General features: G+C 71.3%; 15 protein-coding genes. 12 read left to right on the top strand and 3 right to left on the bottom strand.

Annotated features, from left to right (window positions below; genetic code table 11):
* Positions 1-3 precede the first annotated feature (3 nt).
* The 8 genes from ACW7G5_RS00270 (at position 4) to ACW7G5_RS00235 (ending at position 7,175) form a co-directional block, all read left to right on the top strand.
* On the top strand, positions 4-630 hold the full coding sequence (locus ACW7G5_RS00270) for an SGNH/GDSL hydrolase family protein (RefSeq protein ID WP_457000810.1): 627 nt from the start codon (positions 4-6) through the stop codon (positions 628-630).
* Complete coding sequence (locus ACW7G5_RS00265; RefSeq protein WP_457000808.1) at positions 627-1,328, top strand: methyltransferase domain-containing protein; 702 nt, start codon at positions 627-629, stop codon at positions 1,326-1,328. The genes ACW7G5_RS00270 and ACW7G5_RS00265 overlap by 4 nt, the downstream gene beginning before the upstream one ends.
* A 65-nt stretch (positions 1,329-1,393) precedes the next feature.
* Entirely contained in the window at positions 1,394-2,023 is a 630-nt protein-coding gene (locus ACW7G5_RS00260) for a CDP-alcohol phosphatidyltransferase family protein (protein ID WP_457000806.1), read from the top strand.
* A 5-nt stretch (positions 2,024-2,028) separates the two neighbouring features.
* Complete coding sequence (locus tag ACW7G5_RS00255; protein ID WP_457000805.1) at positions 2,029-3,780, top strand: bifunctional alpha/beta hydrolase/class I SAM-dependent methyltransferase; 1,752 nt, start codon at positions 2,029-2,031, stop codon at positions 3,778-3,780.
* A 10-nt stretch (positions 3,781-3,790) separates the two neighbouring features.
* A complete protein-coding gene (locus ACW7G5_RS00250; RefSeq protein ID WP_457002782.1) occupies positions 3,791-5,131 on the top strand; it encodes a phosphatase PAP2/dual specificity phosphatase family protein in 1,341 nt (446 codons plus the stop codon).
* The gene (locus ACW7G5_RS00245; RefSeq protein WP_457000803.1) at positions 5,128-5,553 is read left to right on the top strand and encodes a hypothetical protein; all 426 of its coding nucleotides are present in this window, start codon (positions 5,128-5,130) and stop codon (positions 5,551-5,553) included. Before ACW7G5_RS00250 ends, ACW7G5_RS00245 begins: the two co-directional genes overlap by 4 nt.
* 27 nt (positions 5,554-5,580) lie before the next feature.
* The gene (locus ACW7G5_RS00240) at positions 5,581-6,231 is read left to right on the top strand and encodes a lysophospholipid acyltransferase family protein (RefSeq protein WP_457000801.1); all 651 of its coding nucleotides are present in this window, start codon (positions 5,581-5,583) and stop codon (positions 6,229-6,231) included.
* Entirely contained in the window at positions 6,228-7,175 is a 948-nt protein-coding gene (locus tag ACW7G5_RS00235) for a phosphatidate cytidylyltransferase (RefSeq protein WP_457000799.1), read from the top strand. The genes ACW7G5_RS00240 and ACW7G5_RS00235 overlap by 4 nt, the downstream gene beginning before the upstream one ends.
* Here the strand turns inward: ACW7G5_RS00235 and ACW7G5_RS00230 are convergent, their stop codons facing one another.
* Positions 7,176-7,976 (bottom strand): polysaccharide deacetylase family protein, encoded by an 801-nt coding sequence (locus ACW7G5_RS00230; protein WP_457000797.1) that lies wholly within the window; start codon positions 7,974-7,976, stop codon positions 7,176-7,178. It abuts the gene before it with no gap.
* Between the two features lie 230 nt (positions 7,977-8,206).
* Here ACW7G5_RS00230 and grxD point away from each other — a divergent pair, with 230 nt between their 5' ends.
* Positions 8,207-9,133, top strand: coding sequence for a Grx4 family monothiol glutaredoxin (gene grxD, locus ACW7G5_RS00225; RefSeq protein WP_457000795.1), 927 nt, complete (start codon positions 8,207-8,209; stop codon positions 9,131-9,133).
* Between the two features lie 106 nt (positions 9,134-9,239).
* Here the strand turns inward: grxD and ACW7G5_RS00220 are convergent, their stop codons facing one another.
* Together ACW7G5_RS00220 and ACW7G5_RS00215 are read right to left on the bottom strand one after the other, a co-directional pair.
* Complete coding sequence (locus ACW7G5_RS00220; RefSeq protein WP_457002780.1) at positions 9,240-9,773, bottom strand: DUF924 family protein; 534 nt, start codon at positions 9,771-9,773, stop codon at positions 9,240-9,242.
* A gap of 14 nt (positions 9,774-9,787) precedes the next feature.
* Entirely contained in the window at positions 9,788-10,564 is a 777-nt protein-coding gene (locus ACW7G5_RS00215; protein ID WP_457000793.1) for an AMP nucleosidase, read from the bottom strand.
* A gap of 198 nt (positions 10,565-10,762) precedes the next feature.
* Between ACW7G5_RS00215 and ACW7G5_RS00210 the strand changes: the two genes are divergently transcribed.
* The 3 genes from ACW7G5_RS00210 (at position 10,763) to ACW7G5_RS00200 (ending at position 13,703) form a co-directional block, all read left to right on the top strand.
* The gene (locus tag ACW7G5_RS00210; RefSeq protein WP_457000791.1) at positions 10,763-12,199 is read left to right on the top strand and encodes an amidohydrolase family protein; all 1,437 of its coding nucleotides are present in this window, start codon (positions 10,763-10,765) and stop codon (positions 12,197-12,199) included.
* Positions 12,200-12,294: 95 nt separating this feature from the next.
* Positions 12,295-13,563, top strand: a complete 1,269-nt coding sequence (locus ACW7G5_RS00205; RefSeq protein ID WP_457002778.1) for an amidohydrolase family protein — start codon at positions 12,295-12,297, stop codon at positions 13,561-13,563.
* Complete coding sequence (locus ACW7G5_RS00200; RefSeq protein WP_457000790.1) at positions 13,560-13,703, top strand: hypothetical protein; 144 nt, start codon at positions 13,560-13,562, stop codon at positions 13,701-13,703. Before ACW7G5_RS00205 ends, ACW7G5_RS00200 begins: the two co-directional genes overlap by 4 nt.
* Positions 13,704-13,770 lie beyond the last annotated feature (67 nt).

Raw genomic sequence — 13,770 nt, 5'->3', positions numbered from 1 at the left:
CGGATGCCCCTCTCCTACCTCGCCCTCGGCGACTCCTACACCATCGGCGAAGGCGTCGAACCCGCCGACCGCTGGCCCCACCAGCTCGCCCGCGCGCTGCGCGCCGACGGCATCGCCCTTGAAGACCCGCTGACCATCGCCGCCACCGGCTGGACCACTGACGAACTGGACGCCGCGATCGACGCCGCCGACCCGCGCGGCCCCTTCGACTTCGCCAGCCTGCTGATCGGCGTCAACAACCAGTACCGCGGACGCGATGTCGACGACTATGCGCACGGGTTCACCGCGCTGCTCGAACGCAGCATCGGCTTTGCCGGCGGCCGTCCCGGGCGCGTGCTGGTGCTGTCGATCCCGGACTGGGGCGTGACCCCGTTCGCCGCCGCCCCGGAACGCGACCTCGATGTGATTGCGCGCGAGCTGGACGCCTGCAACGGAGCGGCGCGCGCGATCTGCGAAGCACGCGACGTTGCCTTCGTCGACATCACCCGGGTCAGCCGCGAACGCGGTGGCGAACCCGCGATGCTGGCCGACGACGGCCTGCATCCTTCCGCCGCCATGTATGTCGAGTGGACGCGCCTGGCCCTGCCGGTCGCGCGCCGCCTGCTGCAGCCGCCAGGAACGACGCCATGACCACCCGCTCCGCCATCGCGCCCTTCCCGCCGGACGAAGCGCGCGCCATTGCCCGCGCCTTCCTGCCCCGGCGCTTCTACGGCAACCGCTACGACTATTTCTATACGCTGACCAAGCTGCGCACCGACCCGCTGTATCCCGGCGTGCTCGACGCGCTGCGCGGCACCAGCGCACCGGTACTCGACCTCGGCTGCGGCCTGGGCCTGCTGCTGCACGCGCTGCGCCTGGACGGGCAGTCGATGGAATGGCACGGCGTGGACATCGACGCCGACAAGATCCGCCGCGGCCAGGCCATTGCCGGACGCAACGGACTGGCCGCCAAGGCCCGCTTCGAAGTGGTGGACCTGGCCCGGGGCTGGCCGCCGCACCGCGGCAGCGTGGCGATCCTCGACGTGCTGCAGTACCTCGATGCCGAAGCCCAGCGCGCCCTGCTGGCCGACGCGGTCGCGATGCTGGTGCCCGGGGCGAAACTGGTCATCCGCAGCGGCCTGGGCGACGACACCGGCCGCGGCCGCACCACCCGCATCACCGACCGCCTGGCGCACCTGGCCGGCTGGATGCAGGAAGTACCCAAGCGCTACCCGACGCGACTGGAGCTGGAGTCGCAGCTGGCCGATGCGGGGCTGTCGGTGGAGTTCAGGCCGCTGTACGGCAATACGCCGTTCAACAACTGGCTGGTGGTGGCCGAACGGCGCTGACCGGCGGGATGGCCGGCTCGTGTAGTCTTGCCCGCTTCCAGCCCCAGCGTGGGGAGCGCAGCGGGATGTCGATCTATCTTCTGAAGGGACGTTTCCAGGACCTGCTGCGGCCCGGCGTGCGCCTGCTCGCGCGCATCGGCGTCACCGCCAACCAGGTGACGCTGGCCGCCGCGGCGCTGTCGCTGCTGGTGGCATGGGTGGTGTTCAGCGCCGCACCGGCGCAAGCGCTGCTGTACCTGATGCTGCCGCTGTGGATGCTGCTGCGGATGGCGCTCAACGCGGTGGACGGCATGCTGGCGCGCGAGTTCGGCCAGCAGTCGCCGCTCGGCGCGTACCTCAACGAGCTGTGCGACGTGATCGCGGACGCGGCCCTGTACCTCTGCCTGCTGGCAGTGCCCGGGGTACAGGCGCACCTGCTCTGGCTGATGGTGCTGCTGGCCCTGCTGACCGAGTACGCGGGCGTGCTGGGACTGATGGTTGGAGGCGGCAGGCGCTACGAAGGTCCGATGGGCAAGAGCGACCGCGCGTTCGTGGTCGGACTCGTCGGCTTGCTGCTGGCCATGGGCTGGATCGGCGGCAGCGCCGTGAACATCGCGGTAGCGATCGTGGCGGCGCTGTGCCTGCCGACGATCGGGCGCCGCATCAACGCAGGCATGCGGGGGGCACGCGAAGCCTTCCTTGCACACGGAGAGTGAAACGGATGCGCGAATACAGGGAGCTGGACTTCCCCGGCTGCGACGGCGAACGCCTCTACTACCGCCACTGGCCGGCAAGCGGTCCCTCGCAGGGGGCGATCGTGCTGCTGCATCGCGGGCACGAACATTCCGGGCGGATGGCGCACCTGGCCGACGAGCTGCAGATGCCCGGCCACGACGTGTTCGCCTGGGACGCGCGCGGCAACGGCCGCTCGCCCGGCGCGCGCGGCGATGCGCCCGGCTTCGAGACGCTGGTGCGCGACCTCGACTGCTTCGCGGCGTGGATCGGGAGCGAACACGGCATCGCCCACCAGCGCATGGCGGTAGTGGCGCAGAGCGTGGGCGCGGTGGTGGCCGCCGCCTGGGCGCACGACTACGCGCCGCGCCTGCGGGCGCTGGTGCTGGCCTCGCCCGCGTTCCGGGTCAAGCTGTACGTGCCCTTCGCGATTCCCGGCCTGCGCCTGCTGCAGGCGCTGCGCGGCAACTTCTTCGTCAACAGCTACGTCAAGCCGCAGTTCCTCACCCACGATCCGGAGCGTATCGCCAGCTACCGCACCGACCCGCTGATCACGCGGCCGATCTCGGTGCGGGTGCTGCTAGGCCTGTACGACGCCGCCGAACGCATCGTCGACGATGCCAGCGCGATCATCACCCCGACCCAACTGCTGGTCTCGGGTTCCGACTTCGTCGTCCATCGGGCGCCGCAGGACCGGTTCTTCGAACGCCTGGGCTCGCACGTCAAGGAGCGGCACCTTCTGCCCGGCTTCTTCCACGACACCCTGGGCGAGCGCGACCGCGCGGTGGCGGTGGAGAAGATCCGCGGCTTCCTGCAGGCGCGCTTCGCCGAAGACGTTGCGCCCACACCCTCGCTGCTCGACGCCCACCGCCACGGCGCCAGCTTCGACGAGTCGCAGGTGCTGGCCTGGCCGCCGCGGCGCTGGTCGGCAAAGGACCTGTACTGGCGCGCCACGCGCGCGGGCCTGCGCCTGGGCGGCCGCCTGTCGCGCGGCATCCGGCTCGGCCTCGACACCGGCTTCGACTCCGGCAGCACGCTGGACTACGTGTACGAAAACCAGGCCCGCGGCGCCGGCCCGCTGGGCCGCATGGTCGACCGCAACTACCTGGGCGCGATCGGCTGGCGCGGCATCCGCGTGCGCCGCGAGCACCTGCACGAGCTGCTCGGCGAGGCCATGCGCCGGCTGCGCGCCGAAGGCAGGCCGGTGGTGGCGGTGGACATCGCCGCCGGCCACGGCCGCTATGCGCTCGAAGCCCTGGCCGGACAGGACGAGCGTGCCGACCGCATCCTGCTGCGCGACTACAGCGCGCTCAACGTGGAGAAGGGCCGGGCCTTGATCCAGGCCCTGGGTGCCGGCGACATCGCCGCCTTCGAGCCCGGCGACGCCTTCGACCGCGCCTCGCTGGCGGCACTCGATCCGGCCCCGACCCTGGCCATCGTCTCCGGCCTCTACGAACTGTTCCCGGACAACGCCCTGCTGCGCGAATCGCTTGGCGGGCTGGCCGACGCGGTGCCGCCCGGCGGCTACCTGGTCTATACCGGCCAGCCCTGGCATCCCCAGCTCGAGTTCATCGCCCGCGCCCTGACCAGCCACCGCGGCGGCGCGGCCTGGGTGATGCGTCGGCGCAGCCAGGCCGAGATGGACCAGCTGGTGGCCGCGGCCGGCTTCCGCAAGCTCGAACAGCGGATCGACCGCTGGGGCATCTTCACCGTGTCGCTGGCCCAGCGCATCGGCGCCTGAGGTGGCCGCGCTGCCACAGCCCCGTCCCTGGAAGCGCGCGCTCGCCTGGCTCGCCTTCCTCGGCCCGTTCTTCTACCTGAGCTACGGCCTGGCCAACGCCATGGCCGCGCAGCGCGCGGACGTGCCGCACATCGCGTTCGACTGGGAGCACGCGCTGCCGTTCCTGGCCTGGACGATCGTCCCCTACTGGACCACCAACCTGTTCTACGCCGCCTCGCCCTTCCTGTGCCGCGACCGCGGCGAGCTCGACACCCACTGCCTGCGGCTGCTGTCGGTGCAGCTGCTGGCGGTGACCTGCTTCCTGGCCTGGCCGCTGGCCTTCAGCTTCGAGCGCCCGGCAAGCGACGGCCTGTTCGGGGCCATGTTCGCCGCACTGGAGGGCTTCGACCGGCCCTACAACCAGGCGCCTTCGCTGCACGTGGCGCTGACGGTCATCCTGTGGACGCTCTATGCACGCCATCTGCGCGGCGCCTGGCAATGGGCGCTGCACCTGTGGTTCGCGCTGGTGTGCGTGTCGGTGCTGACCACCTACCAGCACCATTTCATCGACATCCCCACCGGCATCGCCGCCGGCTGGCTGTGCGTGTGGCTGTGGCCCCGGAATGCACGCGCACCCTGGCGCGATGCTCGCCCGACGCGCGATCCGGTGCGCTGGCGGCTGGCGGCCCTCTACCTGGCCGGGGCGCTCGCCGCCGCCGCGCTCGCGGTGGCCGGAGGCGGGGGATGGCTGTGGCTGTGCTGGGTGGCGCTGTCGCTGGCGCTGGTTGCGTGCAATTACGCGCTGCTGGGTGCCGCTGGCTTCCAGAAGCGCGCGGACGGACGGCTTGGCACCGCGGCGCGCTGGCTGTACGCGCCCTACCTGGCCGCGGCCTGGATCAACTCGCGCTGGTGGACGCGCCGGCAGCCGGCACCGATCGAGGTCGCCGACGACGTGTGGCTGGGGCGGATTCCCGGCCGCAGCGAGCGCGCGGGCCTGGCCGTCGTCGACGTGTGCGCCGAGCTGTCGCTGCCCGGCGGCGCGCGCGAGGGCGACCGCAGCATCCCGATGCTCGACCTGGTGGTTCCGGAACCCGCCGCGCTGCGCGAGGCCGCGGAGGCCATCGAGCGCGCGGCCGCCCGCGGGCCGGTGCTGGTGTGCTGCGCACTGGGCTACTCGCGCAGCGCGGTGTCGGTGGCCGCCTGGCTGCTTGCAAGCGGGCGCGCGGCAAGCGTGGACGAGGCGATCGCCCGCGTGCGCGCGGCGCGGCCACAGGTAGTGCTGCGCGATGGCCACTGCATCGCGCTGCAGGCCGTGGTCGGGGCCGGCCGGGTACAGCCGGCGCAGTCGAGCCTGCAGGCATCCGCGCGATGAAGCCGTTCGACCTCCGGGTGATGGCATCGTTGCTGCGCCAGGGGCGTCGCCTTCACGGCGTGAGCATGGGGCTGGCCGCGCTGGCCGCCGCCTGGCTGGTGCTGCAAACCGTGGTGCCGACCGCGGACGCGCTGGTCCTGGTGCTGCTGGCCGCCAGCCTGCTTGCGGCCGCCTCGCAGCTCTATTGCGCCATCCGGGTCGACTTCGACGCCGACCTGCTGGCGTCACTTTCGGCCGGCAATGAGAAGGATCCGGCGCAGGCGCTGGACGCCAGCCTGCAGGCACTCGGCTTCCGGCCGGCCGGGGATGCACGTGGCTGGAACGAACGCTGGCACGGTGCGCGCGGATGGATGCGCCGCCAGGCAGCGCTGCTGGCACTGCAGGGACTGCTGATGGTGGCCGCCTGGCTGGCCGCCACCTGACAGCGCGACGGGGAAAGGAGCAATCACATGGTGAACGACCTGATCGCACGCGGCTTCAGCGGCGCAATCCGCGCCCTGACCGGTGCGCGTGCGCTGTGGGAGGGCTGCGGCCCGTCTGCCGACCGGCGGGTGTACTTCGGCAACCACGCCAGCCACGGCGATTTCGTGATGATCTGGTCGGCGCTGCCCTTCGGCCTGCGGCGGCGCGTGCGCCCGGTGGCGGGGGCCGACTACTGGAACCGCAGCCGCCTGCGCCGCTACCTCATCCACCGCGTCTTCAACGGTGTGCTGATCGAACGCGACCCCGCGCAGCGCAGCGAGGATCCGATCCTGACCCTGTGCAACGCGGTGGACGGCGACGCCTCGCTGATCCTGTTTCCCGAAGGCACCCGCAACACCGGTGACGGGCTGCTGCCGTTCAAGAGCGGCATCTACCACCTGGCCCGGCAGCGGCCGGAGCTGGAGTTCGTGCCGGTCTGGCTCGACAACCTGCACCGGGTCATGCCCAAGGGCCGGCTGCTGCCGCTGCCGCTGCTGTGCACCGCGCGCTTCGGCACCCCCATGCGGCTTGTGCCGGGCGAGGACAAGCAGGGCTTCCTGGACCGGGCCCGCGCCTCGCTGATGGCGCTTGCGGGCAGCGATGCCGGCGACGCGGCAACGCCGGAGGGCCAGGCATGATCGACCTGCTGCGGGGATTCTCCGACACCACGCTGCTGTTCGCAGGCATCGGTGCAGTGCTGGTCGTGGCCACCCTGGTCGCCGAGACGCTGCGCTGGCGCGCCGACGGCCCCAGCGCGGTGATCGACAACCTCGTCGCCCGCATCCGCGCCTGGTGGGTGATGGCGGCCGTGGTCGGGCTCGGCTTCCTCGGCGGGCGGATCGGCATGACCCTGCTGTTCGCGCTGATCTCGCTGTTCGCCCTGCGCGAGTTCATCACCCTCACGCCCACCCGGCGCGGCGACTACTGGGCGCTGGTGGCCGCGTTCTACGTGGTGCTGCCCTACCAGTACTGGCTGGTGTACAGCGACTGGTACGGCATGTACACGCTGCTGATCCCGGTCTATGCGTTCCTGTTCCTGCCGATCCTTTCGACCATCGGCGGCGATACAACCGGCTACCTGGAGCGCACCTCGAAAGTGCAGTGGGGACTGATGGTCAGCGTGTTCTGCATCTCCCACGTGCCGGCGCTGCTCAACCTGCAAATCGACGGCTATGAAGGCCGCAACCTGCTGCTGATCGCCTTCCTGGTGATCGTGGTGCAGTCGTCTGACGTGCTGCAGTACGTGTGGGGCAAGCTCTGCGGGCGCCGCCTGATCGCACCCCGGCTGTCGCCGTCGAAGACCGTGGAAGGTTTCATCGGCGGCGTCGCCTCGGCCTCGGCGCTGGGTGCCGCGCTGTGGTGGATCACCCCGTTCACGCCCTTGCAGGCGGCCCTGCTGGCGCTGGCGATCAACCTGATGGGCTTCTTCGGCGGCCTGGTGATGTCGGCGATCAAGCGCGACCGCGGCATCAAGGACTGGGGCCACATGATCGAAGGCCATGGCGGCATGCTCGACCGCCTGGATTCGGTCTGCTTCGCAGCGCCGGTGTTCTTCCACCTGGTGCGCTACTGGTGGGCGTGACTACCGTGCCGCCGGTACCACCGCCCGATACCCCCATTGCCGCAGTGCCTCGAGCACCGCGGCCACGGTGTCAACGCTGCGGCCATGCGGAGCGCCTTCGTGGAGCAGGACGATCGCGCCAGGTGCCAGGTCGCGGGCAATGCGCCCGGTGACACGGGCGGGGTCGGATTCGACGGCGTCGTAGCCGCGGGCGTTCCAGGCCAGGCGGGCAAGGCCGGCCTCGCGCAGCGGCGCGTGCACGAAAGGATTGGCGTGGCCGACCACGGCGCGGAACCAGCGCGGCGCGGTGCCGGTGATCGCGGTCAGCGCCTGCTGGCAATCGAGGATCTCGCGGCGCATCGCAGCCGGTCCCAGTGCCCAGAAGCGGGCCTGCGGGTGGGTGTGGCTGTGGTTGCCGATGCCATGCCCGCGGGTCGCGATTTCGCGCACCAGCTCCGGTCGCGCCTGTGCGCGTTCGCCGACGAGGAAAAAGGTGGCTTTCGCGCCGTGGGCATCGAGCAGGTCGAGGATCGTCGGTGTATCCGGCGACGGGCCGTCGTCGATGGTCAGCCAGACTTCCGGCGCGGCGGTGTCGAAGCGGGTCGCGACCGGGCCGAACAGCCTCGATCCGGGCCGCAACGTGCCCCAGACGAAGCCGAGGTGAAGCACGAGCAGCAGCGGCAGGCCCCAGCGCCAGCCCAGCTGCCACCAGGCCAGGGCCACGGCGGCGTGCAGCAGCAGCGCGAGCCAGGCCCAGGCATGGGGGCGGCGGGGGATGGCGTGCAGCGGGGAAGGGCCGGAATCGCGGGAATTTCGAGGCATCGGGGGATGGTGGCATGGGAGCCACGGCTGTGGTGGCTTGCCGCATTCGCCGCTATAGCGGCTCCCACAAAAGCCCGGCCCGCACGGGGTGGGCCACTGGGCGGGTGCGGGGTGCGGGGTGCGGGGTGCGAATCGGTATCGCATGCCGCGTGTCGATGATGCGGGTCAAGGCCGCGCGGCGGCGCGGGGAGTACCCTATGCGGCCCACAGACAACACCGCGGTGCCCGCCATGTCCCTTGCCCCCGAACTCCGCCAGCGCATCGACGACCTGCTCCAGGCCAATCGCATCGTGCTGTTCATGAAGGGCGATCCGCAGGCGCCGCAGTGCGGCTTCTCGTCCAAGGCGGTGGCCGCGCTGTCGGCGCTGGAGCTGCCCTACGCGCACGTCAACGTGCTTGCCGACGGCGAGATCCGCGAAGGCATCAAGGCCTATGGCAACTGGCCGACCATCCCGCAGCTCTACATCGGCGGCGAGCTGGTCGGCGGCAGCGACATCATCGAGCAGATGGCGAACTCCGGCGAGCTGCACGCCGCCGTCGGGCTGCCGCCACCGGATCGCACGCCGCCTGTCATCACCATCACCCCGGCCGCGCATCCGATGCTGCGCAAGGCCATCGACGATGCCGGCGGCGACCTTGCCGTGCAGATCGACATCGACCCGAACTTCCGCACCCGGCTGGCGCTGGCCACCCGCAATGCGAACGCCATCACCGTGGACTGCAACGGAATCCCGGTGCAGGTGGACGTGGCCGCCGCGCGTCGCGCCGACGGCCTGATCGTCGACTGGGCCGACGACGCCCGCGGCAAGGGGCTGGTGATCGAGAACCCGAACGCGCCGCCCGCCGTGCGTCCTCTGGCGCCGGTGGATGCGCAGGCCCGCGCCTCGGGCGGCAGTCTGCGCGTGGTCGACGTGCGCCCGGCCGACGAGCGCGCGCAGGCCGCGGTTCCGGTGCCGCATTCAACCTTGGACGCCGGTCCCGGCGCGCTCGAGGACCTGCCGAAGGACACCCCGCTGGCCTTCATCTGCCACCACGGCGGCCGCAGCGCGCAGGCGGCGGAGCATTTCCGCCAGCTCGGCTTCCGCGAGGTCTACAACATCGAAGGCGGCATCGACGCCTGGGCCGAGCACGTCGACGGCAGCATCCCGCGCTACTGACGCCCCGGCGCAATCACCTGTGGGAGCCGCTGCAGCGGCGATCGCGGCCATGGCCGCTCCCACAAGATCCACCGCAACTGCCGGCCCCCCGCTTTTGCAGGAGCGGTCAGAAGCCGCCGCCGGCGTCCAGCCAGGCCTGCTCTTCGGCGCTGTTGGCGCGGCCCAGGGCGTGGTTGCGGTGCGGGAAGCGGCCGAAGCGCTCGATGACGTCGAAGTGCCGCACCGCGTAGTCGAGTGCCATCTCGCCCAGCTCGCGCATCAGCGCCACCGCGTCCTCCTGGTCGGCGATGCGTTCGGAATGCTCGAAGGGCAGGTAGCAGAACATCCGCAGGCCCTCTTCGACCTCCTGGTCCAGCCCGGCTTCGATCATGCGCCGCGCGTAGTGCAGGGCCAGCGGATCGGTGGCGTAGGAGTGGGCGCTGCCACGGAAGATGTTGCGCGGCACCTGGTCGAGCAGGATCTGCAGGGCAAGCGCGCCTTCGGCGTCGTCCATCCAGCCCTCAAGCTCGCGGCGCGCAGCGGCGTAGTGCGCGGCCTCCAGATGCCGGCGCACCTCTTCGTCGAAGGCGTCGCCGCCGCGGAACCACTTCTCGTAGCCGGCCTCGCGCCAGAAACCGATCACTTCGCCCGCGGTGGGCATGGCAGTTGCGTCGTTCATTCGTCGAACCTCAGGTGGCGTACGGACTTGCCGTGGCGGCGGATCAGGCGCAGCGCCTCGATGCCGGTCTGGATGTGGCCCTCGACGAAGCGCGTGCTCACCTGCGCGTCGGAGGCTTCGGTCTTGACGCCTTCCGGGATCATCGGCTGGTCGCTGACCAGCAGCAGCGCGCCGCTTGGAATGCGGTTGGCGAAGCCGGCGGCGAAGATGGTCGCGGTTTCCATGTCGATGGCCATGCAGCGCATCGCGCGCAGGCGCTCCTTGAAGGCGGCGTCATGCTCCCAGACACGGCGGTTGGTGGTGTAGACGGTGCCCGTCCAGTAGTCGAGGCCGGCATCGCGGATCGAGGTCGAGACCGCACGCTGCAGCGCGAACGCCGGCAGCGCCGGGACCTGCGGCGGCAGGTAGTCGTCGCTGGTGCCCTCGCCGCGGATGGCGGCGATCGGCAGCACCAGGTCGCCGAGCTGGTTCTTCCTCTTCAGCCCGCCGCACTTGCCCAGGAACAGCACCGCCTTGGGCGCGATCGCAGACAGCAGGTCCATCATGGTGGCCGCGTTGGGGCTGCCCATGCCGAAGTTGATCATGGTGATGCCGTCGGCGGTGGCGCTGGGCATCGGCCGGTCCATGCCGACCACCTCGGCCCCGGTCAGGCGCGCGAAGTGGCCCAGGTAGCCGCCGAAGTTGGTCAGCAGGATGTGCTCGCCGAAGCCATCGAGCGGCACGCCGGTGTAGCGCGGCAGCCAGTTCTCGACGATGTGTTCCTTCTCTTTCATTGGATCCTCCGTTTCCGGTGATTCTTGCATGGCCGTCAGCGCCGCTATAGCGGCTCCCACAAAGGCCCCGGGGTCACGCACGCCTGAGCCCGCCAAAGCTCCTGTGGGAGCGGCCATGGTCGCGATCCCTGACCTTCCGCCCATTGCCTGCGGCCACGCCGCCCGGATACGGTGGGCGGCGAACCACGGGGAACACCAATGACACTGAAGGCACAGACCGCGCTCGCCGCGGCGCTCACCCTTGCGCTGGCCACCGGCTGCGCGACGACCAGCGCGGCGGGTGGCCGCGGTGATGCCGGCGACCGGTCGACCTCCGCGGCCGTTGCAACCGGCGGGTCCGGCTCCCCCGGCGACGCCTACCCCAGCACCTACCGGCGCATCGCCGGCGCGCCGGTGCTGATCGCCAATGCCACGATCCTCGACGGCCACGGCGGCATGCTCAAGGAAGGCGACGTGCTGATGCACGACGGCGTCATCGCCAACATCGGCTGGGACCTCGACGACGAGGTGCCCGCGGGCACGATCCGCATCGACGGCCGCGGCAAGTGGGTCACGCCCGGCATCATCGACATCCATTCGCACCTGGGCGTCTATCCCAGCCCGGGCACGCGCTCGCACAGCGACGGCAACGAGATGACTTCGCCGGTCACCGCCGCGGTCTGGGCCGAGCATTCGGTGTGGCCGCAGGACCCGGGCTTCCACGCAGCTCTCGCCGGCGGCGTCACCACCCTGCAGGTGCTGCCGGGCTCGGCCAACCTGGTCGGCGGCCGCGGCGTCACCCTGCGCAACGTCCCGGCCGAGACCTACCAGGCGATGAAGTTCCCAGGCGCCCCGCACGGCCTGAAGATGGCCTGCGGCGAGAACCCCAAGCGCGTCTACGGCCAGAAGGGCGGCCCGGCCACGCGCATGGGCAACGTCGCCGGCTACCGCGCGGCCTTCATCGACGCCGCCGACTACCGCGACAAGCGCGCGAAGGACGGCGGCAAGGACGGCAAGCGCGACCTGAAGCTGGAGACGCTGGCCGGCGCGCTCGACGGCGAGATCCTCGTCCACATCCACTGCTACCGCGCCGACGAGATGGTGACCATGCTCGACCTGGCCGACGAGTTCGGCTTCAAGGTCGCCGCCTTCCACCATGCCGTGGAGGCCTACAAGATCGCCGACCGCCTCGGCCGCGACGGCGTCTGCGGCGCGCTCTGGGCCGACTGGTGGGGCTTCAAGATGGAGGCCTTCGACGGCATCCAGGAGAACATCGCCCTCGTCGACCGCGCGCCGGGCGGCTGCGCGATCGTGCACTCCGATTCCGACGAAGGCATCCAGCGCCTCAACCAGGAGGCCGCGAAGGTGATGGCCAACGCGCGCCGCGTGGGTATCGACATCACCCCCGAGCACGCGATGACCTGGCTGAGTCGCAATCCGGCCAAGGCCATGGGCATCGCCGACCGCACCGGCACCCTGGAGGCCGGCAAGATGGCCGACGTGGTGCTGTGGAACGGCAATCCTTTCAGCTCCTACGCGCTCGCCGAGCAGGTGTGGATCGACGGCGCACGCGTCTACGACCGCAACGACCCCGCACGCCAGCCGCGCTCGGACTTCATGCTTGGCCGCGGCGCCGCTGCCGGAGGTGTGCGATGAGCCTCTCCTGTGGGAGCCGCTATAGCGGCGAACAGCCTCGACGCTCCGGCCGGTCGCAGCCATGGCTGCTCCTACAAAGGATCGCGCTGGCGGCAATGCTTGCCGCCTCGGCTACCGCCGTTTCCCAGGACCTCCTGATCCGCAACGCCACGGTGCATACCGCTACCGAGCGCGGCACGCTGCAGGGCGCCGACGTGCTGGTGCGCAACGGCCGCATCGCTGCCGTCGGCACTGCGCTGGACGCCGGCAACGCGACCGTGGTCGATGCCGGCGGCAAGCCGGTCACGCCCACGCTGTTCGGCGGCATCACCGGCATCGGCATCGAAGAGGTGTCGGGTGAGGAAGCGACCACCGACGGCACGCTCGCGCTCGGCGGCGGCGCCCACGACATGGTGGTGCGCCCCGAGTTCGACGTCACCCTGGCCTACAACCCGGATTCGCTGCTGCTGCCGGTGGCGCGCGTCGAGGGCATCGGCTTCACCCTGCTGTCCGCGGGCACCGGCGCCGGCGGCTCGATCATCGGCGGCCAGGGCGCGGCCATGCGCCTGGACGGCGGCGACCAGCCGGCGGGCCCGAAGCTGCTCTTCATCGACCTCGGCAGCCGCGCTTCAGGCCTCAGCGGCGGCTCGCGCGCGGCGCAGTGGATGCTGCTCGACCAACTGGTGGACGAGGCGCGCGGGCGTATCGATGCCAGCTCGCACGCCGCGCTACTGACGCCCGCCGGACGCGACACCCTGCGTCGCCACATGGACGGCGATCGCCCGCTGGTGGTCGCCGTGGACCGCGCCGCCGACATCCGCCAGCTGCTGCGCTGGGCGAAAAAGCACGACGTGCGCATCGCCATCCGCGGCGGCGGCGAGGCCTGGCGCGTGGCCGGCGAACTGGCCGCGGGCGGGGTGCCGGTGTTCGTCGACCCGCTCGACAACCTGCCGGCCAACTTCGACCGCATCCACGCCAGCCTGCGCAGCGCCGCGGTGCTGCGCGCGGCCGGGGTCGAGGTCGGCTTCACCCAGGCCGGCGACGCCTCGCACAATGCGCGCAAGCTGCGCCAGCTGGCCGGCAACGCCGTCGCCCACGGCCTGCCCTGGGAGGACGGCCTGGCCGCCCTGACCCGGGTGCCGGCGCGCGCGTTCGGCGTCGACGGCGAGATCGGCGCGATCGCCCCGGGCCTGCGCGCCGACCTGGTGCTCTGGGACGGCGACCCGCTGGACGTCGCCAGCCTTGCGCAGCGGGTGTGGTTCGACGGCCGCGCAATCGACATGCGCTCGCGCCAGACCGAACTGCGCGACCGCTACCTGCGCGCGGAGCCCGACGCGGCGCGCGGTGAGCTGCCGCGGGCATATCCGGCTGCCGGCGAACGGTGACCACGCGTTCCCGGGCCTGGTGCCCGGCCCTGGCGCTGGTGCTGGCGGCCTGCCTGGTGGCGGGCTGGTGGCTGCTGGTGCCGTCCGACTACGCCCGGCTGGGCCGGTGCGTGGTGGGCCCTGCGGACGCCCTCGACTGAGCATTGACCAGGGTCAATACGCCGCGGCACGCCGCGGCCGATCATCGCCCCGAACCCATGGGGAGAC

The organism is Luteimonas sp. A501 (assembly GCF_054052085.1).
Note: the sequence above shows the minus strand (reverse complement) of the source record. Positions and strands in the feature narration are given on the sequence as shown.

What these genes read in the sequence shown, in the direction of transcription:
- ACW7G5_RS00220 (WP_457002780.1), bottom strand. Translation starts at nt 9,773, where the DNA reads ATGCCCACCGCGGGCGAAGTGATCGGTTTCTGGCGCGAGGCCGGCTAC.
- ACW7G5_RS00230 (WP_457000797.1), bottom strand. Translation starts at nt 7,976, where the DNA reads ATGCCTCGAAATTCCCGCGATTCCGGCCCTTCCCCGCTGCACGCCATC.
- ACW7G5_RS00265 (WP_457000808.1), top strand. Translation starts at nt 627, where the DNA reads ATGACCACCCGCTCCGCCATCGCGCCCTTCCCGCCGGACGAAGCGCGC.
- ACW7G5_RS00255 (WP_457000805.1), top strand. Translation starts at nt 2,029, where the DNA reads ATGCGCGAATACAGGGAGCTGGACTTCCCCGGCTGCGACGGCGAACGC.
- ACW7G5_RS00215 (WP_457000793.1), bottom strand. Translation starts at nt 10,564, where the DNA reads ATGAAAGAGAAGGAACACATCGTCGAGAACTGGCTGCCGCGCTACACC.
- ACW7G5_RS00235 (WP_457000799.1), top strand. Translation starts at nt 6,228, where the DNA reads ATGATCGACCTGCTGCGGGGATTCTCCGACACCACGCTGCTGTTCGCA.
- ACW7G5_RS00240 (WP_457000801.1), top strand. Translation starts at nt 5,581, where the DNA reads ATGGTGAACGACCTGATCGCACGCGGCTTCAGCGGCGCAATCCGCGCC.
- ACW7G5_RS00260 (WP_457000806.1), top strand. Translation starts at nt 1,394, where the DNA reads ATGTCGATCTATCTTCTGAAGGGACGTTTCCAGGACCTGCTGCGGCCC.
- ACW7G5_RS00205 (WP_457002778.1), top strand. Translation starts at nt 12,295, where the DNA reads ATGCTTGCCGCCTCGGCTACCGCCGTTTCCCAGGACCTCCTGATCCGC.
- ACW7G5_RS00210 (WP_457000791.1), top strand. Translation starts at nt 10,763, where the DNA reads ATGACACTGAAGGCACAGACCGCGCTCGCCGCGGCGCTCACCCTTGCG.
- ACW7G5_RS00270 (WP_457000810.1), top strand. Translation starts at nt 4, where the DNA reads ATGCCCCTCTCCTACCTCGCCCTCGGCGACTCCTACACCATCGGCGAA.
- grxD (WP_457000795.1), top strand. Translation starts at nt 8,207, where the DNA reads ATGTCCCTTGCCCCCGAACTCCGCCAGCGCATCGACGACCTGCTCCAG.
- ACW7G5_RS00245 (WP_457000803.1), top strand. Translation starts at nt 5,128, where the DNA reads ATGAAGCCGTTCGACCTCCGGGTGATGGCATCGTTGCTGCGCCAGGGG.